Source organism: Halobaculum sp. MBLA0147 (genome assembly GCF_041361345.1).
Lineage (GTDB): Archaea > Halobacteriota > Halobacteria > Halobacteriales > Haloferacaceae > JAHENP01.
Genome location: NZ_JBGKAD010000001.1, coordinates 2377457 through 2401280, shown reverse-complemented (window position 1 = coordinate 2401280; position 23824 = coordinate 2377457). Strand labels below are relative to the sequence as shown.

The following is a 23824-nucleotide window of genomic DNA, read 5'->3' as shown; positions in this document are numbered from 1 at the left end:
GTAGATCGGTGTGACTCGGTGTCGTGGAACGGACGGCGGATCACTCACCGAACGAGCCGACGCCGGGTCCGAGACGCGCCGTCGGTCAGTTCGGGTGGAAGTCCTCCATCGACTGCCGCACGTCCTCGCGGTCGCCGATGATCGTCACGCGGTCGCCGGCCTCCAACGTCACGTCCGCCTCGGGGACCATCGTCTCCCCGTCGCGAGCGACCAGCGCGATCAGGCTGTTGCCGGGCATCTCCGGCCCCAACTCGCGGACGGAGGTGCCGATCATCTCCTCGTTGGTCACCTCGACCTCTTGGACGTCGCCGACCTGTCCGAGTTCGTTCATCCAGCGGGCCATCGCCGGCCGCTCGATGTAGTTGTCCAGCTCCTGGGCCGTCGCCAGCGTCGAGGAGACGACCTGGACGCCGAGCTCCTCGAACGCGTCGACGTTGCTCGGGTCGTTGACACGCGCGAGGATCTGCTCGGGACCGAACCGCGACGCGACCAACTGCGAGATCAGGAGGTTCGCGTCGTCGTCGCCCGTCGCCGCGATCACGGTCCGAGCGTTGGCCGCCCCGGCGGCCCGGAGTTCGTCCATGTCCGTCCCGTCGCCGATGTGGACGGTGTGTCCCTGGTTGCGTGCGACCTGTACCTGTTCGTCGTCCTGTTCGACCAGGACGACGTTCTCTCCACGGTCCTCGAGACGGTCCGCCAGCGCTCGGCCGACGGTGCCGCCCCCGACGATGATGACTCGCATGGGTATGACGTCCAGTTTCTCGGCGATCTGCCGTGCCAGGCCACCCTCGAAGACGACCGTCGCGAGGATCACCAGGAACACCGTGCCGACGAGGGTGTCCGCCGCGGACTGCAACCCGGCGTCGGCCAACTCCACCGCGAACAGCGTCGCCACCGAGGCGGGGATGATCCCCCGCGGCCCGACGAACGACATGAACAGCGTCTCGCCGCGCGTGAACCGGTCGCCGCGTGCCGACACGACCACCAACAGCGGCCGGATCACCAGCGCGACCGCGACGACGACCAACAGCCCGCCGACGCCCAACTCGAACAACACGTCGAAGTCGAGCAGCGCGGCGAGGTTGATGAACACGAACGAGAGCACGACGAGCGTCACGTCGCCCTTGAAGTTCGTGATCTCCTCCTCGTACGGGATGCCGTCGGACAACAACACGCCCGCGTTCCCGAGCAGGATGCCGGCGGTCGCGACCGCCGCGACGCCCGCCTCCGTCTTCAGCAGGTCCGCCGCGCCGTACGCCACGAGCGCGCCGGCCAACACGAGCAGCCGGGCGTTCCGTGGGGCGTTCCCCGGCGAGAGGTCGACGTACCGGAGCAGGTAGTAGACGACCCCCGCGACGAGACTCCCGACGAGGATACCGACGCCGAGCCGCTCGGCGAACAACACGACGAACTCCGCGGTCGTCGCGCCGCCGGCGAGGATCGCCTCGAACACCACGACGGCGACGATCGCCGCCGTCACGTCGTTGACGATCCCCTCCGTCTCCAGTGCCGCCGCCACGCGGTTGCGCACCGGCACGACCGAGAGGATCGGCGTGATCACCGTGGGTCCGGTCGCGACGAGCAGCGCGCCGATCAGCGCCGCCACCAGCCACGGCGTCCCGAGCGCGAAGTGGACGACTACGGTGGTCCCGACGAACGCGATCACCGCGCCGAGGGTGACGAGTCGGATCGTCTCCGCGGGCGCCTCCCGGAGTTTGCTCGCCTGCAGGTGGAAGGCTCCCTCGAAGACGATGATCGCCACGGAGAGGCCGACGATCGACGGCAGCGCGTTCCCGAAGGAACTCGGCGTGAGCAGCGGGCTGACGCCCGGCACGTACGCGCCGATCCCCTCCGGGCCCAACAGGATCCCGGCCGCGACGAGGAAGATGATACTCGGTACCTGGAACCGGTCGGCGAGCAGTTGCGCTCCCACACCGACCGCGATGATGGCCGCGACGACTGCGATCAGTGACGACGCCATCGGCTCGCCTCCATGAGTCGTTCTCGGTCGGCACGTCACTTAAACGCACGCACTTCCGTCTGTGAGAACGGTCGACGGATCGTCCGGTAGACGACCGGAGACGAGCGGCTCGATCGACGACCGGAGACGAGCGGCCCGATCAGCGACCGGGGACTGGCCGGCCGTCTGCCCACGCCATCCACACGACCCAGTAGCCGACGGCGACGACCGGCAGCGCCCACCAGACCGGCGCCGTCGGGGTCGGTGCGGGGACGAGACCGGCGGAGACGGCGAGCATCAGCGCCGGCATCGCCACCGCGGCGACGGCAGCCGCGACGACGCGAAACGGTGGTCGATCTGTCACGGTCGTTCACTCGACGCGCTGCTACAAGAGGCTGTCGAGTTCGCGTGGCGCGGAAAGAATTGCACGAGTCGGGGGGCGTCGACACGAGTCGGGGGACGTCGACACGAGTCGGGGGCGTCGTGGAGTCACCCGGTGGACGGAGTGGCCGTCCCGAGGGTCACCGGCCGAGCGTGAGCCGCGTCAGCCCGGCGACGAGCGCCCGGAGCGTCCGGCCGTCGGCGTCCACGGGCGGGTCGAACAGCACCGTCGCGGCGTCGCCGTCGGTCCCCACCGAGAGGTGCTCGCGGGCCGACGGCGGCACGTCGAGCACGGACGCGTCGCCGTCCGCGAGTCCGAGGTCCGTCCGCAGCGCCGTCGCGAGCCGCGTCGGGTCGAGGCTCTCGCCGGTCGTCACGAGTCGGAGCCGCCCGTCCGCCGCGACCGAGCCGTACTGCCGGTCGACCGCACCGTAGACCGTCCGACGGTCGTCGGGCGCGAGCGCCGCCAGCGCGACCGGCCGGCGTGCGAGCGAGAGGCGGAGCGGGTCCTCGCGGGGCGTCCGCGAGTAGGTCCCCAGCGTCGCGCCGCCGAGGGAGTCGCCGTCGCCGTGCCACGTCGCGAGTGTCTCCGCGACGGGAGCGGGGTCGCCGACGACGGCGGCGGTGTCCGCGAGGCGTGCGGCGGCGACGGTGCCGCTCTCGTAGGTCCGGCGATCCAGGCGGGTGTCCGTGGCGACGGTGTCGTCGCCCGCCGCGGCGACGAACTCCCGGAGCCGCTCGTCCGTCCACGCCGCCCAGACGACCACTGCTGTGCCCGCCTCCGTGGTGACGGTGAGTGTCTTCCCGAGCCGCGGGATCGCGAGGTCGTCGCCGTCGGTCGTCTCGAGGGGCTCGTTCCCGGTCGCCGCGAGCCGACGGAGGGGTGCGGGGACGCCGTCGAACGCGGCCCGCGTCGCCAAGCCCGTCGTCGCTGCCGTCACCGGGTCGGGGAGCGGACCCCCGTCGTGGGCGAGCCCGACCACTGAGTCGGCCGTCGCCGGCACCGTCCCGGCGGTGAAGCCGTCGGCACCTGGCGTGTCGCGGTCGCCGAACAGTGTGGGGCCGTCGACGGCGAGTGCGAGCCCGCCGAGTCCGAGCGAGCCACCCAGTCCGGCGACGACCGCTCTGCGCGTACGTCTGGAGGGCACGGTTGTCTGCTAGCAGTACGTCACGTAGGTAAAGCTCTTGTCGTCGGAGATAACGTCACCCCAGGCCGTGAGCGGCGTGTCGAGTCCCCACTGGAGGTCGACGTGGACGTCGAGCATCACGCGGCGTGTGGCGCGGCCGTCGGCGGCACAGTCGGGCGTCCACCGAGAGGCGCTCCCGACCTCGAAGACCGCGTTGTACGTCGAGGAGTTGCTCTTCGGACTGTTCACGTCGAACTTGTGTTCCGACTCGCCGGCGGCGAGCGTCGTCGCGTCGACCAGTTCGGCCGCGGGGAGCGTGACACTGCTGCTGTAGCCGACGGACGCCGCGACGCCACTCTTCGACGCCTCCAGCCCGAGCGAGACGGACCGCGTCGTCGTCACGTCGGAGATCTGACCCTCCGGATCGGTGTCGGTGAGCAGGTCCTCCGTCGGCGTGCTGTTGACCGGCTGGTCCCAGTCCTGGAAGATCACCGCGCGCTTGTTCTTGTACCCGTCCTGGATCGTCGGACTACAGTAACCGTCGAACCCGTCGTTACACACCTGTCGTCCCGGTTCCATCCGGAGTTTGACCCGGGCGCCGGCACGATCCTGGTCCGGTGCCTTCCGCACGTCGTTCACGAACTTCACGTTCCCCGGACGGACATCGTAGTCGCCCATCTTCGGGAACTCGTGGTAGAGGTCGGTGCTCCCGTACTGGTACCAGTCGCTCCAGTTGTCTCCGGTCGACTGGATCGACAGTCCACCGGAGGACTCGGCGGCCGCCTTCGCGTCGGCCAGCATCTCGTCGGCCTTCTCGTGGAGACGGTCGCTACGCTCGCTCCCGACACCGGGTGCGTCGGCCGGACCGTCGCGCGTCGCGAACTGTTCGCGGGGTGCGCCGCTCCCGTCGCTCACGACGTTGTACGCCATCACTCGCGAGTCGCCGATCGTCTCCGAGAGGTCGGTGAACGCGACCTGTGGCCGGCCACCGTCACGCGGCGCGTGTTTGGCCGCGAACCGCCGCCGGACCGCCCGGATCTGTTCGTGTTTCAACGGCTTCCCGGAGTTCCCGCGGAGCGTCTCCGCGACGACCGCGTCGGCGGCGGCACGAACGAGCCGTGGGGCCGTCCCGGCGGCGACCGCCCCGCTCCCCAGCAGTTTGAGCACGGTGCGTCTGCTCGACGTCCGACTTTCGTCCGACATCGAGTAGAAGTCAGTGAGCAGCAGACAAAACAATTTTGTAAACTTCGAGAGACGACTGCTGTCGGAAGGTTGAGACGTGTCAGATCTAGTATGTGAATGGAGCACACACCGGCGGTCGGGAGCGACGGAGATCGGTGGTGTGTCGCCGAATACCCTTGCGGACGGGCTGGACGACGCGGGACCCGGGTCGGTCGACCGGCGTTCCGGCCCGTCGGAGTGGTGGTGAGTTGGAACCGGGGCGCACTGGGGGTGACCTCGACCTCGGCCGAGAGGGTTGACGTTTATGTGTGACTCCCCGGTACGTGGAGCCATGAGCGACGACGCGGCGGGAGACGCCGTCAGACTCTGCGTGACGAACGCGAAAGGGGGGACCGGGAAGACGACCGTCGCGATCAACGTGGCGGGCGCACTGGCACGGCGCGGCCACGAGGTGTTGTTCGTCGACCTCGACCCGCAGGGGAACGCCACCGAGGGACTCGGGTTCCCGGCGGCGTACGACGCGGAGCCGCCGACGCTGCTCGACGCGCTCACGTCCACGGCCCACCGCGACGCGGCGGGCGATCTGATCCGAGACCACGCCGAGTTGGACCTGTTGCCGAGCAACACCGACCTGCTCCACGCCGAGCACGAGCTCACCATCGCCGATCTGGTAGCGCGTGCGGGGAGCCGATCGGAGGTGGACGTGGACCCGGACGAGTTGGGACGGCTGTCGTTGAACCTCGACCCGGGGATCGTCTCCGGCGAAGGCGGGCACGCGGTGGACCAACTGGACCGTGTGCTCGACCGGATCGACGACCCGTACGACTACGTGTTGGTGGACACGCCGCCGTTCTACGGGCGGCTGACGGACAACGCGATGTACGCCGCGCCGAACCTCCTGATCCCGGCGTTGACCGAGGCGACCTCCGAACGTGCCATCGAGCTGTTGTTCGATCAGGTGGCGGTGTTGGAGTCCGAGACGGGGATCGAGGTGTCGGACGTCGGGGTGGTCGCCAACCGCGTGGAGACGACCAACGAGGACGCGGAGATGATCGAGTGGTTCCAGACGGTGTTCCCGGACGTGCCGGTGTGGGAGGTGCGCAAGCGGGTGGCGCTCCAGCGAGCGTTCTCGAACGGCACGTCCATCTTCGAGTACGACGACGGCGTCGACATGGCCGATGTGTTCCTGGACGTGGCCGACAGTGTCGACGCCCGCTTCGGGACCCCGGAGGCCACTCGATGAGCGAGGACGAGCAGTCCGCGGACGGCGAGACGGGAGAGTCCGGGTCCGACACGGACGAGCGTCGTCACCGCCGCGCCGAACGGCTCCGACGCGGCCGGAACAGTCGTGGGACGGACGACGACGGGGACGACGAGAGTGGCGACACAGCGGACCCCGGCGAGGCGCCCGAGACGACCGACGGCACCCAGTCCTCGGCGGACGGCGACGGAGCGGGGGACGGAGACGGAGAGGGAGACGACCCGGCCGACACGACCAGTCGTGCCGAGCGACTGCGACAGAGCCGCGGTGCGTCGGCCGGCGACAGCGGGCGTGCAGACCGGATCAGTCGCGCACGCGCCGGGCGACGGACGGCGGGTGACGGAGCCGACGGCGACGGTGGCGACGACACGGATGGCGCCGGTGACACCTCCGACGCAGACGGAGACAGCGCCTCCGACGCAGATGACGCCGGCGACGACCCTGCCGCCGGTGGAGACGACACACCGAAACCGACGACTCTCGACACGGACACGACTCCCATCGTTACGGCAGCGAGCGAGCCGCTGTCGCTCGATCCCTCCGAGGCGGGCGGAGTGGCGTCCGACGCCGACGCGCCCGACCCGGCGACGCTCGACGCGGACGCGACTCCGGCCGTCACGGCGGCGACGGAGTCGCTGTCACTGGACCCGGCGACGGCGTCGGACGACCACACAGACGAGGCGCCACCGAGTGACCCGACCCCCGAGTCGGTGGCGGAGGATGTCACACCCGCCGTGACCCCTGCCACGGAGTCGATCTCGTTGGACCCGGCGGACGCGACCGAGAGTGCCGATACGGGTGGGACCGACGCCGAGACGGCTCCGGAGGCGGACGAGTCCGAGGTCGACGACACGGGCGCGTCCGGAGTCGACGAGGCCGAGCACGACGGAGACGACACGGGCGAGCCGAGAGTCGACGAGACAGACGAGACTCACGACAGCGACGAGAGCGAGGACACCGACGAGACCGACGACGACGACGTGTCGGTGTCGGACCGTGCGCCGGGGGAGGCGCTGGCGGAGTCGTTCCAGGGGCTCGAGTTCGAGCGCGGGGCGGACACGTTCGTGCTCGCCATCGACTACGTCGAGGCCATCGAGCGGATCGACGGCGTCGACGAGGTGACGCGCGTCCCCGGAACCCCGAGTCACGTCGTGGGTGTCACCGCCGTCCGCGAGCGGACGACCTCCATCGTCGACCCGGACCGGACGCTGGGGACGACGGGCGACGCCGGCGACGGCGAGCAGGCGGTGGTCGTCTTGGACGACGACACGCTGGCGACGGACCGACAGATCGGGATCCTCGTCGACGCGGTCCAGAACGTCTCGACGATCACGCCGGCGTCCGTGCGCGACCCGCCGACACCGGACGATCACGTCGCCGGCGTCGTCGACCGCGAGGACGAGTTCCTCGTGTGGGTCCGGCCCGACTTCGCCGTCGACGGGTGAGACGCCTCGGCGGGCGTCACTCCATGTACAACGAGTAGGTGATGACGCCGAAGCCGACGAGCGTGAGCGAACTCGACACCAACACACCCCACAGCGTCGACTGCGAACCGAGGAACTGGTCGATCACACCCCCGAGCGCGGCGCCGAGGGTGACGATGGCGAACCCGATCGACAGCGCGCGCAGCGGCGCCGCGCGGGTGCGAGTGTACGCCTGCCAGCCGAGGTACGAGATCAGGCCGCCGAGGACGAGCGTACCGAGCTTCGTCACCGCGATGGCGGTGTCGACGTGGAGCAGCGGGACGAGACCGGTCATGTCTCGCGGCGCACCTCCTGCCACATCGCGGAGAGTCGTTCGTCGGCGTCCCGATCGCTCGGCCGCTCCACGTCGACGGTGAGCGACCGCTCGTCGTCCAACGACACCTCCACGGTCTCGAAGTCGGTGACGTAGACGCTCGCGTGGTGGCCGTCCGGGCGCACCTCCGTCCCCTCGTCGACCAGCGCTGCCTCCGAGAGCAAGTCGAGTTTGCGGTACATCGTCGAACTCGGGATGTCCGTCGCGTCGGACAGTTCGGCTGCAGTCATTGGTTCCTCCAAGTGTTCGATGATCACACGACAGTCGTCGTCGTCGAGCGCGTCCAACACCGCGTCCAGCGCTGGCTCGGTCTCCGACTGCGCCCGCCGCGACAGGGCGTCGCGGGCCATACTCCCCAGTATCTACGAGGGGTACTTATCCCCAGCGTTCCGACACCGCGGGAACACCACACGACTGCGGCGGGGTCGTCGTCGCGACGCACCGCCGACGTGCGATCCGCACCGTCGCCCTCGCGACGCACCACCGACGTGCGATCCGCACCGTCGCGTCGAGCCGCGCGAACGGCGCTCACGCCAGATCGGCCGTCTCCTCGCCGAGAACGGCACCGAACAGCTTCGCCTGCGCGGTCGCGAGGTGTTCCCGGAACGTGGACGGGGAGACGCCCAGTTCGGCGGCGACCGTCTCGGCGTTTGCCTCCCGCGGGTGGGCGAAGTACCCGCTCGCGTAGGCCGTCTCCAGCACCTCGCGTTGGCGTTCGGTGAGGCGGCCGCGGTCGACGACGACGGCGTCGGAGCGCTCCTCGCCCGCGCCGACGACGTACTCCAGTCGCACGTCGCCGGCCACCTCGCGAGCCGCGTCGATCACCTCGCGGAGCCGCTCGTTCGAACGGACCCGGAACTGGATCAGCAGTCGGCCGTCGGCCGCTCGCACGTCGTCGATCGGACAGCCGACGGCCTCCATCCGCTCGCAGACGCAGTCGTCCCAGTCGCGGCCGAACTCCACCGTCTCCGTCTGCCCGTCGTCGAACACCGTCTCGAACGTCGTCTCGGCTGCAGCGTCGTCGGCTACCGTCTCGGCCGCGGCGTCGCCGGCCACCGAGTCGGGCGTCGTCGCGTCGGTAGCCGAGCCGGCGTCGTCCGACTCCGCGTCCGCAGTGGGAGACAGCGACTCGCCGGCCGCGGCGTCGAACCGTTCGACGGTGCCGTCGGTGTCGTCGGTCGTCCACGTCACGTCCCGGAGGGTGTCGGTCGCCTCCCGGGAGGCGGCGGCGACGGGACAACTCTCGACCGCCGAGACGGACAGCTCCGCGCGGAGTCCGGTCACGCTGGAACACTGGGGTCCCAGCGGCATGAACCCCGCGACACCGGCGGTGGGCACGGGAGCCCCCAATCCACGCCGTCCCGACGCCCGCAGTGTGTGATCCCGACGCCCGCAGTGTGTGATCTCGTCTCGTGGTGTTCCCACGCACTTGAAAGGCCGCGGTAGCGTGGGATCAGCTATCCGGGGTTCGGGGTCCGAGTAGGTGGTGTATGGTAGCCGACGATCCGCGCACGAGACGGTACCGGGTCCGGACCACCGCGGCGAGTGGGGTGGCAGATGACTGACGCCCCGACCGCGGAGACGACCTTCGAGGTGCTGGGTGACGAGTCCACGCGGCAGGTGTTCGCCAGGCTCGACACGCCGCTGTCGGCACAGGACGTGGCCGACGAGAGTGGGATCCCGCTGTCGACGGTGTACCGGGCGCTCGACCGGTTGGAGGACGCGGCGTTGGCCGAGCGCCGGATCGTCATCAGAGACGACGGCAACCGCGTGTTCCGGTTCGTCCGGACGACGGACGAGCTCACCCTCGCCGCCGGTGGCGGCGCGTTGGAGTTGTCGACCGATCTCGGTGGCACCGGCGAGCCCGTCGTCCCCGCCGCCGCCGGTGCCTCCGACTGACGTTCCGTCGACGACCGCGAGTGCACCGTAGATGGTCACGAGTCCCCCGTAAGCGGCTGCGAGTTCTGCCGTCGACGACCGCGAGCCGCGTCACAGACAGCCGTCCGTTCTGCCGTCGACAGTCACCCGTCCCGTCGCCGACAGTCGTCACCGTCACCCGCGTGTCGACCCCACGAGCCCGGGGAGCCGGTGTCCGACACCCGAACGCTGGAGTGGGCGGGGTGAGAGGTGGTCGCATGGAGACGATCACCGCCGACGGATCGCAGTTCGTCGCGTCGCTCACACCGGATTGGGGACTCTCGTCGCTCACACCGGATTGGGGACTCTCGTCGCTCGCACCAGACTGGGGACTCTCGTCGCTCGCACCAGACTGGGGACTCTCGTCGCTCGCACCAGACTGGGGACTCTCGTCGCTCGCACCGCTCCAGACGGACCCGCCGACCGTCCGAGAGTCGTTCGCGGTGTTCCTCGACGGCATCGTCGCCGCGCTCCCGCGTGTCGTCGGTGGCCTCGCCTTCCTCGTCTGTTCGTACCTCGTGATCCGGGTCGTGCTCGCCGTCGTCCGCCGGGTGCTCCGTGGGATCTACCCCGAAGACCAGGGGCTCGTGGTCGACCTCTCGGTGGCGGTCGTCGGGGTGTTCCTCTGGTTCGGGGTCGTCCTCGCGTTGTTGAACATCGTCGGCCTGGGCGACGTGGCAGCGAGTCTCGGCACGGCCAGCGGCTTCGTCGGCTTGGGCGTCGCGTTCGCGCTCAAAGAGATGATCGCCGACACCGTCGCCGGGGTGTACCTCATCCGCGACCCGGACTTCGAGGAGGGCGACCGCGTCGAGACGGCCGGTGTCACCGGCGAGGTGGCCGGCGTCGGTCTCCGGAAGGCCCGCATCGAGACGGACGACGGCACGCTCGTCGTCCTCGCCAACCGCGACGTCGAGAAGAAGTGGGAGAACGAGTCGCGCACCCAGAGCACCGCGCCGACGGAACTGTGACGCGTCGGGGGAACGTGCCCCGAGCGCACGGTCGTCACCGCGGCGCTCCCGACGCCCTCCGGCGTTCCCGACGTCTTGGAATCGGCCGTCGCTTGAGGGTGTGGCGGGCCCGAAGAACGTGTATGTCGAGTGAGACGGGCGATCGGTTCGTCGGCGACGTCTCGCGGCGGGTCCCGACCGAGGCGCTGCGCGGCGCGCGGACGGTCGTCGTCGGTGGTGGGATCGGCGGGCTCGCCGCGGCTGCCTCGTTGGCCGCCGACGGTGCCGACGTGCGGCTGTACGAGCAGGGGGACCGACTGGGTGGCTCCGCGAACCTCCTCGAACGAGACGGGTTCCGGTTCGACACCGGGCCGTCGTGGTACCTGATGCCCGGCACGTTCGAACGGTTCTTCGCACAGTTCGACCGCGAACCGAGCGACTACTACGAGCTCACACGACTCGACCCACACTACCGCGTGTTCTGGAAGGACGGCGACCGCGCCGAGGTGTCCGACGACCTCGCGGAGGTGCGGGCGCTGTTCGACGAGTACGAGACCGGTGCGGGCGACGCGCTCGACGACTACCTCGCGGACGCTGCGGAGGCGTACGAACTCGGGTTGGAACGGTTCGTCTACACGGACCGGTCCCGACTACGGGACTTCCTCGACTGGGACGTGGTCAAGAGCGGGCGGGCGCTCCCGATGCTCCGCTCGATGGACGAGTACGTCCAGACGTACGTCGAACACCCGAAGCTCCGGCAGTTGTTGGAGTACACACTCGTCTTCCTCGGTGGGTCGCCGTACAACACGCCGGCGCTGTACTGTATGCTCAGTCACGCCGACCTGAACCTCGGCGTCTACTACCCCGAGGGCGGGATGTACGCCGTCGTCGAGGCGCTGCGCGAGTTGGGGGCGGAGTTGGGTGTCGAGTTCCGCACCGGCGCCCCCGTGACGGAGATCACCGCGACTGCGGCAGAGAGTGGTGCAGCCGACGGCGCTCCGTTCGATCGGGCGTACACCGTGACGACGGCGGACGGGCCGGTCCGGGCGGACGCGGTCGTGTCGAACCTGAACCCGCAGGTCGCCGAGCAGGAGCTGCTCGCGCCGGACCTCAGACGCCACGACGACGACTACTGGAACCGGCAGACGCTGGCGCCGTCGGCGTACATGCTGTACCTCGGGGTCGAGGGTGCCGTCGAGCCGCTCGAACACCACACCCTCGTGCTCCCGACGGACTGGGACGACCACTTCGCGTCCATCTTCGACGACCCGGCGTGGCCCGAGGACCCGGCGTACTACGTCTCCGTCCCCTCGCGAACCGACGACACCGTCGCCCCCGACGGGCACGAGGCGGTCGTGGTGCTCGTGCCCATCGCGCCCGGCTTGGACGACGGCCCGGCGACGCGCGAGCGGTACCGCGAGACGGTGTTGGCGGATCTCGCGGCGTACACCGGCGTCGACCTCCGCGACCGGATCGTCGTCGAGGAGGACGCCTGCGTGACGGAGTTCGCCGACCACCTCGGCGCGCCGGGCGGCAGCGCGCTCGGGCTCGCACACACGCTCGACCAGACGGGGCCCCTCCGGCCGGGCCATCGCGGCGGCGCCCCTGGACTGTACTTCACCGGCGGCTACACGACGCCCGGGATCGGCGTCCCGATGACGCTGTTGTCCGGGTCGCAGACCGCCGACGCGCTCCGGGCCGACGCCGAGGGCGACCGGCTGCTCCCCGCGTCGGTACCGCTGCCCTTCTGAGTCGCCCTGTTGTCTCCCGCTCTGTGTTCGCTCTCGGCTCCCCCGGACACTCCCGTTCCCACCGCTCGGGAACTGCCGCGAGGGGTTCAAGCGGAGGGGTCGAGAGACGAGACGATGAGTGACGACGGTGACTGGCACCGCGTCGACGCGTCACGCGCCGACGCGAGCCGCGAGTGGGAGGTGTTCCTGCGGGAGACGGAGACGGAGTCGTTGCGTCACGTCGGGAGTGTCTCCGCCCCCAGCGACGACCTCGCGCGCGAACAGGCCGCGGCGCTGTTCGACCACGCCGCCGAGACACTCTGGCTGTGTCCGACCGACGAGACCCGCCGGTTCACCCGCAGTCGACTCGGCGCGGCACACGCCGACGGCGCGGAGACGGACACGGAGTCTGAGAGCGACGACACGACCGCAGGGTTCGGAGACGGAGAGACGCCCGCCGACGCCGACGCCGCCGAGAGAGCCGTCCAGTCCGGGAACGCCGAGGGAGAGTCCGCCACCCCCACGGGAGGTGACGGAGCGTGATCTCCGTCAGCAAACTCCTCCACGGGTTGGACGCGGAGGGGGACGGGCTGCGGTACGACGCCGCCGACGAGAGCGACCGCGAACAGATTCGCCAACGGAAACAGCGTCGGCCGGTCGTCGTCTGGAACGCGACCAAACAGTGTAACCTCACCTGCGAGCACTGCTACGCCGCCGCCGAGTTCGAGCGTGCGCCCGGCGAGTTGTCCACCGCCGAGGCGAAGGGACTGCTCGACGACCTCGCCGACTACGGCGTCCCGGTGGTCCTCTTCTCCGGCGGGGAGCCGCTGCTCCGCGCGGATCTGGTCGAACTCGTCGACTACGCCACCGACGCCGGGCTCCGGGCGGTGCTGTCGACGAACGGGACGCTGCTCACCGAGGAGCGCGCCCGGAAACTGCAGCGGGCCGGCCTCTCGTACGCGGGCGTCTCCGTCGACGGCCGGCGCGAGACCAACGACGCCTTCCGCGGACAGGAGGGCGCCTTCGACGCCGCCGTCCGCGGGATGGAGGCGTGTCTCGACGTGGGGCTGAAGACGGGGCTCCGGTACACGATCACCGAGGCGACCGCACCCGACGTGGCCGGGATCGTCGAGTTGCTCACGGACGTGGGTGTCGACCGCTTCTGTTTCTACCACCTCGACTACGGCGGCCGAGGTGTGCCGGACGCCGACGTGTCCCGCGAGCGCCGCCGCGAGGCGGTCGAACAGATCTGCGAGGTGACGAGCGACTACCACGAGCGCGGCGAGGAGATCGAGACGCTGTTGGTCGGCAACTACGCCGACGCGGCGTTCCTCGTCGAGTACGCCCGCCGCGAGTACGGCGTCGAGCGCGCCGAGCGCGTCCGGCGGTACCTCGAGGTCAACGGCGGCGACCCGGCCGGCGAGCGCGTCGCCGACGTGGACTACCAGGGGAACGTCCACGCGACGCAGTTCTGGCAGGGGTACGCGCTCGGGAACGTCCGGGACCGGTCGTTCGGGGCGATCTGGGACGACGAGTCGAACCCACTACTCGCGGCGCTGCGCGACCGCCCCGAGAACCTCACCGGGAAGTGTGCCGACTGCGGCTACCGGAGCATCTGTCGTGGCGGCTCCCGACTCCGCGCGCTCGGTGTCGAGAGCGACCTATTCGCCCCAGACCCACAGTGTTACCTCACGGAGACGGAACGCACCGCGCCGGTCGAAGTCGACACTGGCGGATCGCCGGCGTCGGCGGACTGACCGCTACGCGTAGTCACAGTTCGGCAGGAGGCGGAGATCGTCGAACGCCTCGTAGTGTTCGTCCCACACGGCGACGTACGGTGTCTCCGTGCGTTCGACGAACGCCTTGTTCAGGAAGTCGGTCATCGCGCCACCGTGGTCGTCGAAACTGACGAACGTCTCGTAGGCGTCGTCTAGTGCGTCCTGCGACAGAGAGCGCACCTCGATGTTGTCCGAGTCCCGAACTGTGTCCACGCAGTCGTGTGCGTCTTCGAACCCGTGTTTCTTCTTCAGTCGTGTCGCTGCTTCGTCGAGAACGTGATTGTTGGTCAGGATTCTCGAATAGGGGAGTTCCTGATTCTGGATCAGTGTAAGTAGATGACCTGCGAACCGTTCTCTCCGTCTTTCCCCGTCGTTCGAGGGGTCAGACACGAACATCGACGCGAGAAACTTCGGGCCAGTACAGACGAATGGCGTGTACTGGTTTCGATGGGGTCTGAAGTGTTCACGTCTAGGCTCGTCGACAGTCATTCGAGGGTCTCGAACAGTGGATCAGGTTCCGATATCCGTGTCCGGTCCGATGCCGAAATATCGGGGTCCGTCCCCGCTTCGAACACGTACTCGTCGAAGTCCAAGTCGGGAAGACGATCCACATCCGCTTCGGCGGTCACGTCGAGACCGTCAAGTTCCATCTGGAATCTGCGGAGCTTCGTACGAAAGGCCTGATGCTGGTTGTCTGCTTCCCGTTCCCGACGATCCCTCGTGCTGTCTGCCGACGGCCCTTCGACCGTGACGTAACTCATTCGCTGTCCGCAACCACGCCACACTCCATCGTAGAACAGCTCGTACAACCTGTGGAACTCCTCGTAGTATTCGAGTGGTGTGCTGGAGTCCCAATCTTGCTTCTCGGTCCACTGGAGGAACGGTTCCACCGCTCGGTGGAACTCGGTGACGTACGGCTGAATCCCGTCGAACAAGGCGTATCGGGAAGTGACACGCTTTAGTTCGGTACACGATTCGGCCACGACAGTAGTGATGTTCTCCGGAATCGAGCCACTCGTTTGTCCCATCGCTGCGTCGCGTGTCCGGTGGAGGTTCGCGTACACCGGTAGTGCAGCCAAGTACACACGTTCGAACGGGATGTCTTCCTCTTCGTAGTACGACTCGAGCCAATCGAACGTCTCCGTCGACAACGCGTCCTGGACGTACGCACTACTGGGTCCGACCAGCTGTTCGGCTATCTCTTCGGATGTCGGAATGTCGGTATCCACACCGGTTGGGAGTTCGAGTTTCGCGTTACCGGATCGATTCTCGGACTTCCCTCTGACCGCGACATCACCGTGGAGGTAACACTGCGTCGTCACGTAGTTCTCGAGGCCGAACTCTCGGACGGTGTGGAGTATCAACTTCTGCTCTGTGATCGAGTCGAGATCGTCGGGGGAGACACCCTCGAGTTCGGCAGCGGCCCTCGGAAGTTCTGCGTCGATCGTAGACAGTAGAGGTTCCTCGAGAAACGACGGTCCGTTCATCGTCCGTGCCTTCTGGCTCGTAGCTGATAAAGGCTTCTCGGGCGAGTTTCGTGGTTAAAATATCCGATCCGAAGGTCACGCCTTCCGATCTCGCACCGCCGTCCAGACGGCGACGCCGCCGAGCAACAGCGCCGGGAGGAACGGCAACGCCAACATCGCGACGAGGAAGGGGACGCCGGCGCGGCCGGGCGCGGCCGGGAAGAGGTAGATCGCACCCGGGATCACGAGGAACGCCACGGCGACGACCGACACGAGCGCCCACCCGACGCGGCCGAGGCCGTCGGACCCCCCGGCGTTCGGGACCGTCGGCCCGTCGGCTGTGGCCGACACGTCTCCCGCGTCTCCCGACTCTGGCGTGCGCCCCGTCCCGCCGCCGGACGTCGAGGGGGACGGAGACGACTCCGTCTCGTCGTCGCGTGCCTGCCCGGGTCGGTGGACGTAGCCGTCGTCGCCGCCGTCCGTACCCTCAGAGCTCACTGTCGGGTCTAAGCACCACCTTTCCAAAGCCCTCACGGTTCTCCAACAGTTCGTGCCCACGCGCTGCCTCGGACATCGGGAGCACCTCGCGGATCCGCGGCTCGAAGGTGCCGTCCCACACCAGCGAGAGCACGTCGTCGACCTCGCCCGGGGAGGCCATCGTCGAGCCGATCACCTGCAGTTGGTTCCAGAAGATCCGGTTCACGTCCGTCTCCGGGTTCCCGCCGGTGGTCGCGCCGCAGGTGAGCAGTCGTCCACCCTTCGCGAGCGAGCGCAGCGAGTCGCGCCACGTCGTCGCCCCGACGTGGTCGACCACCACGTCCACGCCGCGGTGGCCCGTCTGCTCGCGGATCGCCTCGGCGAAGTCCGTCGCCTCGTAGTCGATCGTGTGGTCCGCGCCACAGTCGGCGGCGTACGACAGCTTCTCGTCTGAGGAGGCTGTCGCGAACACCTCACAGCCGACGTAGTCGGCGATCTGGACCGCGGCGTGGCCCACGCCCCCGGAGGCACCCAACACCAAGACTGACTCCCCGGGACGGATCTCGCCACGTTCGACGAGCATCCGCCAGGCGGTCTGGAACACGAGACTCGCCGACCCCGCGACGGTCCAGTCGACCCCGTCGGGGACCGGCACGAGGTTGTCCGCCGGGACCGCGACCCGCTCGGCGTGGACGCCGGGGACGTGTTCGCCGAGGAGGTGGAAGTCGACACACATCGTCGGCTCCCCGTCGCGGCAGAACTCGCACGTCCCACAGGAGACGCCCGCCGAGACCGCCACGTGGTCGTCGACGGCGAACCGCTCCACGTCGGCCCCCGTCTCCGTGACGACGCCTGCCGCGTCGCTCCCGGGGACGTGTGGGAAGGCGAGGTCGATCCCCGGGAGTCCGCGGCGCGTCCACACGTCGAGGTGGTTCAGCGCCGCCGCCTCGACGTCGACGACGACCTCGTCGGCCGCCGGCTCCGGCTCCGGGTACTCGTCGTACGCGATCACGTCGCGATCTCCGTGTGACTCGAACTGAACGGCGTGCACACCACACCGTCGCACGCGGAGTCTGAAAGTCCGGCGACGAGACCGCGGCGGTGGGACACGCCGTCGCGCCTGGAGCAGAGGAGACACGCCGTCGCACCCGGACTAGAAGGTGCACGCTGCCACGTCTAGGCCAGAAGTTACGACAACGTCAATTTAGTCGGTTTTAAGTGGATCGAAAGAGACGTGAGCGGCGTGCACGACACTCCGACACACGCCGACCGGCGGAGTGGCCCGCGAGCGGCCGGTCAGACGGTCGTACCCGGCGACGACGCTCGGTCGGACGGTCACCGGGACAGGCAGCGACACCGCCGCGCGGCGGGACGTGCGGCTCGTCGCCGCGACCGACTCTCGGACCGTCGTCGCGCTCGGCGGTCGGGGGGACACGCCCACGAGGGACGATGTTGGACGTGAGCACCGAGGAGATGACCGAGGGGCCGCTCGGCCGCGCGCTGGCCGTGTTGGCGGCGCCCATCGTCGCCCAACAGCTCGTCTTGGTCGGCCAGCAGGTGGTCGACATCTTCTGGGTCGGTCGGCTCGGCGGCTCGGCGGTCGCCGCGGTGGGGTTGGTGACGCCGGTGATCGCGCTGTTGAGCGTCGGGACGACCGTGGCGTTCGCCGGCGGGCAGATCGTCGTCTCCCAACGGAGCGGTGCCGACGACACTCCCGGCGCACGCCGGGCGGCGACGCACGCGATCGCGCTGGCGGTCGTCGCGAACCTCCTGATGGCGGTCGTCGTCTCCCCGCTCGCGGGACCGCTGGTTCGCCTGTTCGATCCCGGGACGGCGGTCGCCGGGCTCGCGGCGACGTACCTCTCCGTGTTGGTGTTCGCACAGGTGTTCGCGGGACTCTCCGACGCCGTCGAGGCCAGCTACGTCGGTGCCGGCGACTCCCGGACCCCGCTCGTGTTGAACCTCCTCGCCATCGCGCTCAACGTCACCTTGGACCCGCTGCTCATCTTCGGGTGGGGGCCGTTCCCGCGGCTCGAGATCGCCGGCGCCGCGCTCGCGACGGGGATCGGCTACGGCGTCGCCGGGGCGATCGGACTGACGCTGCTGTTCTCCGGGCGCACCGACTTCCGGCTCACGCCCCGGGCGCTCGGGTTCGACCGCGAGACTGCCCGCGACATCCTCGACGTGGGACTGCCACGGGGCGGCCAGCGCGTCGTCCGACAGGTGGCTCGGTTGGTCGTCGTCGCGATCGTCTCCGTCGCCGCCGGTGGCGCCGGGTTGGCTGCGTACACCGTCGGTGCACGGATCGCCACCGTCGCGTTCGTCCCCGCGGCGGCGCTGGGCAGCGCCGCCACCACCGTGGTGGGCCAGAACCTCGGCGCCGACCGGCCGGATCGGGCCACGCGTGCCACCTGGTTGAGCGTCGCCGTCGGTGCCGGCGTGCTCGGGCTGGTCGGCGTCCTCCAGTGGGCCGTCCCGGCCGAGATCGCGGCGCTGTTCGTCCCCGGCATCGAGGGGGCGACGCTGACGAACACGGTCGCGTACCTCCAGATCCTCGCGTACGGCTACTGGGCGCTGGGTGCGATCCACACCGTCCAGGCCGGCTTCGACGGTGCCGGACGGACCGAAGTGAGTCTGTACGCCACGACGCTGCAGTACTGGGCCGTCCGCGTCCCCGTCGCCGCCGGCGGCGCGTTCCTCCTCGGGATGGGTGCGCTCGGCCCCTTCTGGGCCGTCACGATCTCCAACGTCGTCGCCGCCGTCGGCATGTGCCTGTACTTCTGGTACTCGACGGGTGGCGACGAGGGGCTGTTGTCGCGAGCGGCCGAGGACGCCGGCGCGAGTGCGGACTGAGCACCGACCTTTTTCACTCCTCGGGTGGCGCGCGGCGCGCGCCACCCGAGGAAAAAAGCTCGATCAAAAAGGGCCGCGAGCGCGCCTGGCGGCGCGCTCGCGGTGAGTGTGCTGGTGCCGGTGGCTGGGTGGTGGCGAGTGGTGTCGCCGGTGGGTGAGTGTGCTGGATCCAGTGGCTGGGTGGTGGCGAGTGGCGTCGCCGGTGGGTGAGTGTGCTGGTGCCGGCGTCGGACGTGCCGACGAGTGGCGTCGTCGGTGGAGGAGTGTGAGCGTGTAGACGTTCCGGCGCCGGTGGTGCGGGTGGCGTAGGTGGGTGGGTAGCCGCCGTCTCGGCCTCGCTCGGGGCGAGATTCGTCGCCTACAGCACCTCCTTGTACGCCTCCAGCGTCCGGTCGACGTCCGCCTCCGTGTGGCTGTAGGAGACGAACTGCGACTCGAACTGGTTGGCGGTGAGGAAGATGTCGCGGTCCTTCATCTCCTGCCAGAACACCCGCTCCCAGCGGTCCGTAGCCGCGTCGCGCACGTCGTCGCCCGTCTTCGGACAGTGGTCGAACCGGGAACACGACTCGCGTTGGGCACAGCCGCTCTCGCAGTGGTCGTCGAACGTGTCCGGCGCGTCGCGGGTGAAGATCGTCTTGAACATCGACGCTGTCCCGACGACCGTGTACTCCGGCGCCTGATCCTCACAGATGTCCGCGATGCCGGAGCGCAACCGCTCCGCGAGCCCGTTCACGTGGTCGTACACGTCGTGCTCCGCGGCGTACTTCAGGTTCTCGTACCCCGCCGCCATCGTCACCGGGTGGCCGGAGAACGTCCCCGACTGGAACACCTCCCCGCCGGGCGTGAACTGCTCGACGTACTCCGCCGTCCCGCCGATCGCGCCGACCGGGAACCCGCCGCCGATTATCTTCCCGAACGTCGTCAGGTCCGGCTCGATGTCGAACCGCCCCTGGGCACACTGGAGGCCGCCGACACGGAACCCCGTGATCACCTCGTCCAACACGAACAGCGCACCGTACTCGTCACACAGCTCCCGGATCGCGTCGTGGTAGCCGTCTTCCGGCATCACGATGCCGACGTTGCCGAGGATCGGCTCCGTCAACACCGCCGCGATCTCGTCGCCGTGGTGTTCGAACACCTCCCGGAGCGTCTCCGTGTCGTTGAACGGCACCGGGATCGTGTGTTTCGCGAAGTCCTCGGGGATGCCCGGCGAGGACGGCTCCGGGTGGCCCGGCTCACCCTCGACGAGCGTGGACTCTTGGGCGCCGTGGTAGCCACCCTGCATCACGACGATCTTGTCGCGGCCCGTCACCGCGCGGGCGAGGCGGACCGCCGAGACGGTCGCCTCCGTCCCAGAGTTGACGAACCGGAGCATCTCCACCGACGGGACGTGTCGGGCGACGAACTCCGCGTGTTTCACCTCGATCTCCGTGGGCGCGCCGTACATCGGTCCCTCGGCGACGTGTTGCTGGACGGCTGCCGTCACCGGTTCCGGGAGATCGTGGCCGTACAACAGCGGGCCGTACCCCATCACGTAGTCGAGGTAGCGGTTGCCGTCGGCGTCGATCACGTGGGCGCCGTCCCCGCGCTGGACGAAGAACGGGTACGGCTTCGTCGCCCGCACGGAGGAGTTGACGCCGCCGGCGAGGACGGAGAGGCCCCTGTCGTAGAGGTCGCGCGACTGCTCGTGAGACATGGCAGTCGGTTCGACCGCGTGCCGGAAAGGCGTTTCTGGCTGTGGGTGACGGACGAGAGAGCGCGAACGTGATCACCGAACTGGAGCGACGGAGACCACGGATAGCGAACGACGACCCGACGGACCAGGGCGGTCGGCGCGCGAGCCGCGAGCGGAGCGAGCAGCACGCGCGAGGGCCGAGCGGGCCGCGCCCGGAGGGTACGGCCCGCGAGGCGGTTGGGGAGGCCCGAGGGCTGTGCGGGCGGGAGCGAACGGGACGCTCCGTCGGTCGGCGTCGAACCCTGGACGCCACTCGTGTGGCTCACTCCCCGTGGTGACTCGGCGCCGCGCGCTCGACGACCGCGGTCGCGAGCGCCTCGAAGGTCGCCTCGTCGGGCACCACGTCCACGGTGATCCCGTGGTCGCGTGCGGTCGCGGCCGTCGGCTCGCCGATACAGCCGACGACCGCGTCCGCCAACCCCTCGACGGCCGCCGCCCGCACGCCGCGCTCCGCGGCCGCGTCGAGGAAGTGTTCGACCGTCAACGAGGAGGTGAACAGCGCCGCCTCCAGCTCCCCGGCGGCCGCACGCGCCGTCGACTCGCCGGCGTCCACGGGGCGGACGAGTCGGTAGAGGACCGTCTCCGTCGTCTCGATCCCCGCCTCGCGGAGGCCGTCGAGCAACACCGCCGACCCGTGGTCGGAGCGCGCGACGCCGACGGACTCGTCCGTGGCGACGGCCGCCGTCAGCGCGTCCACCAGCCCGGCAGACGAGTACTCCTCGGGGACCACGTCCACCGCCCACCCTTCGGCGCGGGCGGCGTCGGCCGTCGCCGGGCCGATACACGCCAGTCGAGTGTCGGTCGGCGTCCACCCCGCCTCGGCGGCGAGTTCGACGCCCGTCTTCGAGGTGAGGACGGTCCAGTCCGCCGGCGCCGGCGTCGCGCCCGTCGGCTCGACCGCCAACATCGGGTCCGGCACCGGCGTGGCACCCAGCGACTCCAGCAGGTCGACGGCGTCGGCGATCCGCTCGTCGTCCGGCCGGAAGACGGCCGCACGCACCTCGCTCGTCACGACTCCTCACCCCCGCCTGCGGACGCCGAGTCCGTCGGCTCCGCGGTCGCGTCGGCGTCACCTCGCCCGCGGAGGAACTCGACCACGCGCTCGCGTTGGGCGGCGACCTCGCCGATCACGGTGATCGCGGGTGGTTCGATCCCGACCGCGTCCCGCACGTCGACGATACTCGCCAGCGTCCCCGTCGCGACGCGGGTGTCCGGCCACGTCCCGCGCTCGACGAGCGCGACCGGCGTGTCGGGCGCCAGTCCGGCCGCACGGAGTTCGGCGGTGTAGTCGGGGAGTTTCCCGACCCCCATCAGGACGACGATGGTACCACCCGTGTCGGCGAGCGCCTCCCAGTCGACCGCCGACTCCGGCTTCGTCGGGTCCTCGTGGCCCGTCACGAACGAGACGGAGGAGGCGTAGTCGCGGTGTGTCACCGGGATGCCGGCGACCCCCGGCGCGGCGATCGGCGACGTGACGCCCGGCACCACCTCGAAGGGAATCCCGGCCTCGGCGAGCACTTCCGCCTCCTCGCCGCCGCGGCCGAAGACGAACGGATCGCCACCCTTCAGCCGGACGACACGCTTCCCCTCGCGTGCGAGTTCGACGAGTCGCTCGTTGGTGTACTCCTGACTCGTTCGCTCGCCGCCGGCGCGCTTCCCCACGTCCTCGCGCTTCGCGGCCGGGATCGACTCGATGATCTCCGGGCCGGGGAGTTTGTCGTGGAGGACCACGTCCGCCTCCTCCAGCAGGCGGCGCGCCTTCACCGTCAGTAACTCCGGGTCGCCGGGGCCGGAGCCGACCAGCGCGACGCGCCCGAGATCGTCGTCGGTCCCCGTGGTCGTCTCCCGTTCCCTCCCGTCCGTCTCGCCCGCTCCGTTCGTCGCGGTCGTCTCGACTGCCTCGCCCGTCGCGGTCGTGCCGGTCGTCTCGTCCGTCGCGGTCGTGCCGGTCGTCTCGTCCGTCGCGGTCGTGCCGGTCGTCTCGTCCGTCGCGGTCGTCTCGTCCCCGGACATGGTCACGGCATCGGCTCGTCGCTCTCGTCGGGCGCGTTCTCGCGTTTCGCCGCCTCGATCAGCTCCGCGGCCCCCTCCGCGCGCAACTCGGCGGCGAACTCGCGGGCGGCGGCCGCGTGTCGGTCGGCCGGCAGGTCACGACTCGCGGCGATCTCCTCGTCGCCGTCCGCCGACAGCACCCGTACCTGGACGGAGACGTGTTCCCCCTGGAGCAGCGCGTGGATCCCGATCGGAGCGACGCAGCCGCCACCCAACTCCGCGAGGATCGTGCGTTCGACCGTCGTCGTCACCCGCGTCGGTGGGTGGTCGATCGCGTCGCGGACCGTCTCGCGTGCCTCGCGCGTCGCGGTCGTCACCGCGATGGCACCCTGCCCCGGCGCCGGGACGAACGTCGACCGCGGCAGCCGGTGGGTCTCGTAGGCCGGGTGGTCGTACAGGTCCGAGCGTCGCAGCCCCGCCTCCGCGAGCACGATGGCGTCGTACTCGGTGTCCGGCTCCCGTTCCAGTGCGGACCGCTCCAACTCGGTGAGGTCGTCGAACCACTCCTCGGGCGTGCGGTCGAATTCCTCGTCAACGTCACCCTCCTCGGCGGCGACACGGCGCTCGTGTTCCGTCCGTAGGTCGGGCGCGATCAGCTTCTGGACGCGCGTGTCGACGTTCCCCCGCAGCGGTTCGACGGTGAGGTCCGGGCGTTCGGCGAGCAACTCTGCCCGCCGTCGCAGCGAGGAGGTGCCGACGGTCGCCCCGACCAGGAGGTCGTCGAGTCCGGCGGTGTTGTCCGCTGGCGTCACCAGCACGTCGCCGGCCGGCGCGCGTTCGGTGACGGCCGCGAAGCTGATCTCCTCGGGGACCTCCGTCGGCACGTCCTTCAGCGAGTGGACAGCCGCGTCCGCCTCCCCGTCGATCACGCGCTCGTCGAGTGCGCGGACGAACGCGCCGGTCTTGCCGAGACGGCTGATCAACTCGTCGCGGAGACGGTCTCCGCGCGTCTGGACGTGGAGTAGTTCCACGTCCGTCCGTCGCCCCTGGATCGCGTCCCTGACCTGCCCCGCCTGTCGGAGGGCGAGGTCGGAACTCCGGGTCGCCAGCCGGAACGTGTCGCTCATACCCGGAGGTGCGTGTGACGGGCGGATAACCCGCTCGGTCTCGCCGCCGCGCGGGCTCGATGGACGACCGCATGCCACGGACACGCCCGACCGG

Annotated in this window: 23 protein-coding genes; 8 read left to right on the top strand and 15 right to left on the bottom strand. The window is 69.8% G+C overall.

Going from position 1 to position 23824, the window contains the following annotated elements; translation table 11 throughout:
* Positions 1 to 85: 85 nt before the first annotated feature.
* The 4 genes from RYH80_RS11515 to RYH80_RS11500 all read right to left on the bottom strand — a co-directional run bounded on the left by RYH80_RS11515 (position 86) and on the right by RYH80_RS11500 (position 4671).
* On the bottom strand, positions 86 to 1981 hold the full coding sequence (locus RYH80_RS11515) for a cation:proton antiporter domain-containing protein (protein ID WP_370904017.1): 1896 nt from the start codon (positions 1979 to 1981) through the stop codon (positions 86 to 88).
* Positions 1982 to 2120: 139 nt separating this feature from the next.
* Positions 2121 to 2324, bottom strand: a complete 204-nt coding sequence (locus tag RYH80_RS11510; protein ID WP_370904016.1) for a hypothetical protein — start codon at positions 2322 to 2324, stop codon at positions 2121 to 2123.
* Positions 2325 to 2481: 157 nt separating this feature from the next.
* Entirely contained in the window at positions 2482 to 3489 is a 1008-nt protein-coding gene (locus tag RYH80_RS11505) for a hypothetical protein (protein WP_370904015.1), read from the bottom strand.
* A gap of 9 nt (positions 3490 to 3498) precedes the next feature.
* Positions 3499 to 4671 (bottom strand): hypothetical protein, encoded by a 1173-nt coding sequence (locus tag RYH80_RS11500; RefSeq protein WP_370904014.1) that lies wholly within the window; start codon positions 4669 to 4671, stop codon positions 3499 to 3501.
* Positions 4672 to 4981: 310 nt separating this feature from the next.
* On the opposite strand from RYH80_RS11500, the gene RYH80_RS11495 reads away from it, so the two are divergent.
* Both RYH80_RS11495 and RYH80_RS11490 read left to right on the top strand, forming a co-directional pair.
* Complete coding sequence (locus RYH80_RS11495; protein ID WP_370904013.1) at positions 4982 to 5893, top strand: ParA family protein; 912 nt, start codon at positions 4982 to 4984, stop codon at positions 5891 to 5893.
* Entirely contained in the window at positions 5890 to 7356 is a 1467-nt protein-coding gene (locus RYH80_RS11490; RefSeq protein ID WP_370904012.1) for a chemotaxis protein CheW, read from the top strand. Before RYH80_RS11495 ends, RYH80_RS11490 begins: the two co-directional genes overlap by 4 nt.
* A 16-nt stretch (positions 7357 to 7372) precedes the next feature.
* On the opposite strand, the gene RYH80_RS11485 is transcribed toward RYH80_RS11490, so the two are convergent.
* The 3 genes from RYH80_RS11485 to RYH80_RS11475 all read right to left on the bottom strand — a co-directional run bounded on the left by RYH80_RS11485 (position 7373) and on the right by RYH80_RS11475 (position 8992).
* A complete protein-coding gene (locus RYH80_RS11485; RefSeq protein ID WP_370904011.1) occupies positions 7373 to 7669 on the bottom strand; it encodes a DUF7521 family protein in 297 nt (98 codons plus the stop codon).
* Positions 7666 to 8058: a helix-turn-helix domain-containing protein gene (locus RYH80_RS11480; protein ID WP_370904010.1), complete on the bottom strand. Its 393-nt coding sequence runs from the start codon at positions 8056 to 8058 to the stop codon at positions 7666 to 7668. The genes RYH80_RS11485 and RYH80_RS11480 overlap by 4 nt, the downstream gene beginning before the upstream one ends.
* Before the next feature lie 178 nt (positions 8059 to 8236).
* A complete protein-coding gene (locus RYH80_RS11475; protein ID WP_370904009.1) occupies positions 8237 to 8992 on the bottom strand; it encodes a helix-turn-helix domain-containing protein in 756 nt (251 codons plus the stop codon).
* Between the two features lie 273 nt (positions 8993 to 9265).
* Between RYH80_RS11475 and RYH80_RS11470 the strand changes: the two genes are divergently transcribed.
* From RYH80_RS11470 to RYH80_RS11450, 5 genes are all read left to right on the top strand, one after another.
* On the top strand, positions 9266 to 9607 hold the full coding sequence (locus RYH80_RS11470) for a helix-turn-helix domain-containing protein (protein ID WP_370904008.1): 342 nt from the start codon (positions 9266 to 9268) through the stop codon (positions 9605 to 9607).
* Between the two features lie 461 nt (positions 9608 to 10068).
* Positions 10069 to 10593, top strand: a complete 525-nt coding sequence (locus RYH80_RS11465) for a mechanosensitive ion channel domain-containing protein (RefSeq protein WP_370904707.1) — start codon at positions 10069 to 10071, stop codon at positions 10591 to 10593.
* A 122-nt stretch (positions 10594 to 10715) separates the two neighbouring features.
* Positions 10716 to 12323: a phytoene desaturase family protein gene (locus tag RYH80_RS11460; protein ID WP_370904007.1), complete on the top strand. Its 1608-nt coding sequence runs from the start codon at positions 10716 to 10718 to the stop codon at positions 12321 to 12323.
* Between the two features lie 114 nt (positions 12324 to 12437).
* Positions 12438 to 12845 (top strand): Htur_1727 family rSAM-partnered candidate RiPP, encoded by a 408-nt coding sequence (locus tag RYH80_RS11455; RefSeq protein ID WP_370904006.1) that lies wholly within the window; start codon positions 12438 to 12440, stop codon positions 12843 to 12845.
* Complete coding sequence (locus tag RYH80_RS11450; protein WP_370904005.1) at positions 12842 to 14059, top strand: TIGR04347 family pseudo-SAM/SPASM protein; 1218 nt, start codon at positions 12842 to 12844, stop codon at positions 14057 to 14059. Before RYH80_RS11455 ends, RYH80_RS11450 begins: the two co-directional genes overlap by 4 nt.
* Before the next feature lie 3 nt (positions 14060 to 14062).
* On the opposite strand, the gene RYH80_RS11445 is transcribed toward RYH80_RS11450, so the two are convergent.
* From RYH80_RS11445 to RYH80_RS11430, 4 genes are all read right to left on the bottom strand, one after another.
* Positions 14063 to 14476, bottom strand: coding sequence for a hypothetical protein (locus tag RYH80_RS11445; protein WP_370904004.1), 414 nt, complete (start codon positions 14474 to 14476; stop codon positions 14063 to 14065).
* Positions 14477 to 14565: 89 nt separating this feature from the next.
* Complete coding sequence (locus RYH80_RS11440) at positions 14566 to 15567, bottom strand: DUF8098 family protein (protein WP_370904003.1); 1002 nt, start codon at positions 15565 to 15567, stop codon at positions 14566 to 14568.
* Positions 15568 to 15642: 75 nt separating this feature from the next.
* Complete coding sequence (locus tag RYH80_RS11435) at positions 15643 to 16044, bottom strand: DUF7977 family protein (protein WP_370904002.1); 402 nt, start codon at positions 16042 to 16044, stop codon at positions 15643 to 15645.
* Positions 16034 to 17074 carry a zinc-binding dehydrogenase gene (locus RYH80_RS11430; protein ID WP_370904000.1) on the bottom strand — a complete coding sequence of 347 codons (1041 nt, stop codon included), beginning with the start codon at positions 17072 to 17074 and terminating at the stop codon, positions 16034 to 16036. Before RYH80_RS11430 ends, RYH80_RS11435 begins: the two co-directional genes overlap by 11 nt.
* A gap of 398 nt (positions 17075 to 17472) precedes the next feature.
* Here RYH80_RS11430 and RYH80_RS11425 point away from each other — a divergent pair, with 398 nt between their 5' ends.
* Positions 17473 to 18876 (top strand): MATE family efflux transporter, encoded by a 1404-nt coding sequence (locus RYH80_RS11425; RefSeq protein WP_370903999.1) that lies wholly within the window; start codon positions 17473 to 17475, stop codon positions 18874 to 18876.
* 358 nt (positions 18877 to 19234) lie between these two features.
* Here RYH80_RS11425 and hemL read toward each other — a convergent pair whose 3' ends face one another.
* The 4 genes from hemL to hemC all read right to left on the bottom strand — a co-directional run bounded on the left by hemL (position 19235) and on the right by hemC (position 23730).
* Entirely contained in the window at positions 19235 to 20572 is a 1338-nt protein-coding gene (gene hemL / locus RYH80_RS11420; RefSeq protein ID WP_370903998.1) for a glutamate-1-semialdehyde 2,1-aminomutase, read from the bottom strand.
* A 301-nt stretch (positions 20573 to 20873) separates the two neighbouring features.
* On the bottom strand, positions 20874 to 21623 hold the full coding sequence (locus tag RYH80_RS11415) for a uroporphyrinogen-III synthase (RefSeq protein WP_370903997.1): 750 nt from the start codon (positions 21621 to 21623) through the stop codon (positions 20874 to 20876).
* On the bottom strand, positions 21620 to 22624 hold the full coding sequence (gene cobA / locus RYH80_RS11410) for a uroporphyrinogen-III C-methyltransferase (protein WP_370904706.1): 1005 nt from the start codon (positions 22622 to 22624) through the stop codon (positions 21620 to 21622). The genes RYH80_RS11415 and cobA overlap by 4 nt, the downstream gene beginning before the upstream one ends.
* A gap of 2 nt (positions 22625 to 22626) precedes the next feature.
* Positions 22627 to 23730 carry a hydroxymethylbilane synthase gene (gene hemC, locus RYH80_RS11405; protein ID WP_370903996.1) on the bottom strand — a complete coding sequence of 368 codons (1104 nt, stop codon included), beginning with the start codon at positions 23728 to 23730 and terminating at the stop codon, positions 22627 to 22629.
* Positions 23731 to 23824 lie beyond the last annotated feature (94 nt).